1 protein-coding gene and 1 pseudogene are annotated in these 2,602 nt (G+C 41.4%); both read left to right on the forward strand.

What is annotated here, in order from left to right:
* Positions 1–511: 511 nt before the first annotated feature.
* Positions 512–1,102 (forward strand): hypothetical protein, encoded by a 591-nt coding sequence (locus AB5Z20_RS09770; RefSeq protein ID WP_008670455.1) that lies wholly within the window; start codon positions 512–514, stop codon positions 1,100–1,102.
* Between the two features lie 618 nt (positions 1,103–1,720).
* A pseudogene (locus AB5Z20_RS09775) lies at positions 1,721–2,602 on the forward strand (hypothetical protein); the annotation flags it as partial.

The raw sequence follows: 2,602 nt of genomic DNA on the forward strand, positions 1-2,602 counted from the left end.
AAATCACCAGAAGCTGAGGTTTCGGTATGGGTATGTAACCCCCCCCCCGCCCCCAAAGGGGGAGCGACCAAACGGCAGCCTCTCTCAATGGAGTGTTACGTCGTTCGGATTCGGAAGAAATTTTGCAGGGTTCGAAAAACGGTTGTGTGCTTATTCGAAAAAAAGTTTATGGTGTGGGCGCTCGTCGGGACGGGTGGTCCCGCCCCTTGCCGCTGGGCGCTCCCCGACCGATGATTTTTTAAGTAGTTGATTATATGCCGTTTTTAGGGTATAATAAGAACTTAAGAAATAGAATAAGTTAAGTAGTTGATACTCAATATAGGGTATTTTCCATATTGGAAAATCTGATTTTCCATATTAGAAAGTCACTCTTTCCTATTAGATGTTAAAAAGGAAAATATATTTTGCTTTTTTATTGTATTAATGGAAATTTAAATATTCCTTTGTGGAAAATCAAATTATACTTTTTCACCGATATATAGAAAGTCAAATTTGCCTAAATAGAATGTTTATGGAAAATAAGAAAGTACTCAAATTAACCGATTTTCAAAAAAACGAAGAAAACCCCTTTATGAAACAAGCAATTGAAGGGATTGAAAATCACGTTGTTAAGAAATACAAAAGTAGTACGGGAAGTGATAAAAAAGCTGTAGTTGCTGTTGCTGATACAGATACAGGAGAAGTATTCAAAACCTCGTTTATCCGACAAATAGAAGTAGATGAAGAGCAATTTGCAAAACTATACCTTGCGAATTTTGCCGCTTTTTTCAATCTATCACAATCAGCTATTCGGGTTTTCGGGTATATTCTAACTTGCATGAAGCCTAAGAATGATATGATAATTTTCGATAGGCGAAAATGCTTAGAATACACCCAATACAAATCAGACAAAGCCATATACAAAGGATTGGCAGAGCTCGTACAAAGTGAAATCATAGCAAGAGGTCCAAACGAATATAATTGGTTCATTAATCCGTTGATTGTCTTTAATGGGGATAGGGTTTCATTTACAAAAACATACGTTCGGAAAAAGACTTTAGCTGCCCAAAAGAAAGAAGAAGCAGAGAAACGACAATTATCACTTGGCTTTGATGAACTGTAACACTCCATTGAGTGAAGCTGCCGTTTGGTCGCTCCCCCTTTGGGGGCGGGGGGGGGATAGATAAAGTTCCTCTATGTAAAGTTATAATGGGGGATGAAAGGCAAGGTTCGCTAACCTTACCCCGATTGTTTATGCTTCCCAGCATTCAATCTATCCCCGTTTATGGGTTTCTCTTTCACCCTACAAAGATAACCTCATGGGGGAAAAATGTCCAAGAATATGGGGTAAAAACTATCAAGTCGGTAGAAAATAAGTATCTTTGAAGTACATTTTTAGTAGAGGTACTGGTATGCCTAGACGAAGCAGATAGGCAAAAATAAAGCCGCTGGAGATGTCGGATGTCCGTCAATTAACTCCAGCGGCTTGTATTTTGGTAACTCTCCCGTATCGGTCGGCTACCGTTTGGTCAGCAACAAAGGTAGTACTTTATTGTCGCAAATCCAAATGTTTTCCCCTTTATTTGTGCATTTACAAAACATTCACTAACTTCGCACCTATGCAGTATGGTGATAGCACACTAGCACCCTAAAGGGTACGTGTGTAAGGGGACAAGCCCCCTTAACCCCCTGTCAGCCGGCTGTCACCGGCTGTTATCGATTGTCACAAAAATGTTAACTTATGGGAGCAACAAGTATTCATGTACAAGCAGTGAAGCCGGGGAGCGAGATTCACAACTTTAGGGAAAAAGAGTTGGACTATGTTCGTCCGGAACTTAGTCATTTGAATGAAAGCTGGGTTGGAGATAGCATCTCCCATCGGCTGGAGAGTGCGAAACAGAGATATTTCGATACGGTTGGGCAGAAGATGCAGACTAAAGCAGCACCCATACGGGAGGGGGTAATAGTAATCAAACAAGAAACCACCATGCAGGAACTCCAGCAGTTTGCCACGGTCTGTAAAGAACGTTTCGGTATCGAAGCATTTCAAATCCATATACACAAGGACGAAGGATACATGAACGCAAAGCAATGGACACCTAACCTTCATGCCCATGTAGTTTTCGATTGGACGCAGCCGAATGGGAAAAGTGTGCGTTTATCGCGTGATGACATGGCAGAACTCCAAACCATAGCATCTGAAGCACTGGGCATGGAACGTGGTGTTTCTTCTGATCGCAAACACTTATCGGCTATGCAGTACAAGACCGAATGTGCGAAAGAACAGCTTCAGGAACTATCAAACGATATATCCAGTGCATTAGACAAGCACAAGGACGTGCAAAACCAGCTTCTTCAGCTTCAGAAAGAACTACGTTCCATTGAAACAAAGAAGAACGTCCAAAAACTCATTTCTAAGGCTTCAGAGAAGTTTTACGGCTTGATAGGGAAAACGGTTAACGATAGGGAAAAAGATGCCTTAAAAGCCAAAATAAAGGCTTTAGAGGGGGAAAATGAACAGCTATCCGATAGACTGGGAAAGGCTATACTTGAAAAAGAGCGAAACGGCACAAAGGTATTCAAAGCCGAGAACGACAAGGAGTATTATAGACAGCAAATGGAC

The organism is Collinsella aerofaciens (genome assembly GCF_040910245.1).
In the GTDB taxonomy this organism is placed as follows: domain Bacteria; phylum Actinomycetota; class Coriobacteriia; order Coriobacteriales; family Coriobacteriaceae; genus Collinsella.

Bases quoted from the DNA above. Each gene is read 5' to 3' on its own strand.
- AB5Z20_RS09770 (WP_008670455.1), top strand. From the start codon at position 512: ATGGAAAATAAGAAAGTACTCAAATTAACCGATTTTCAAAAAAACGAA.